The sequence below is a fragment of the Pseudoalteromonas rubra genome (assembly GCF_005887095.1).
GTDB lineage: Bacteria > Pseudomonadota > Gammaproteobacteria > Enterobacterales > Alteromonadaceae > Pseudoalteromonas > Pseudoalteromonas rubra_E.
Genome location: NZ_PNCI01000204.1, coordinates 1 through 464, shown reverse-complemented (window position 1 = coordinate 464; position 464 = coordinate 1). Strand labels below are relative to the sequence as shown.

The 464-nt window shown below is 52.8% G+C and carries 1 protein-coding gene; it reads left to right on the top strand.

The features are described from left to right. The coding region (locus CWB99_RS24380) for a hypothetical protein (protein ID WP_171045457.1) at window positions 1-299 on the top strand (299 nt) is incomplete at its 5' end. Between the last annotated feature and the right edge of the window lie 165 nt (window positions 300-464).

Here is a 464-nt window from a genome sequence, read left to right as displayed (position 1 = left end):
CGCTTAATACGGCGTTGTTGCTCAGTGGATCCCTTGGAGATGCCATCGAGCTTGAAGCGCTAATGGGCGAAGGTTTAAGCCAAGAGCCTTGGTTGGTGGCGGCGATGCAGTTTTTTGCCCAGCCGGTGCTCAGCGCCCAGTTGTTAATTGGTTTATGTTGGTTATTGTTTTACTTTTTTGCGCCTAAGCGCGCAGCCATTTCGCTGCGTAAAGCGGCGTTTGCCTTTGTCGCCCCCACCCGTTGCCAGAATCCTCAAGGCGCGCATGGGTGCCGCGCTCCTCCATCAGTTGCCGGTTGATTGTTTTTAGTTGCTACCACTTAGGAAATGCGTGTCCTCGGTAGCGACCTCAGTGCGTCTGCTTAATTTTTGTCACTGACCACAGTCAACCCACCGCAGTGTTATTCGCGGTGCCTCGGGCAGCAATGCTAATCTATCTCTGCACACTCTACATTAGTGAAGGTC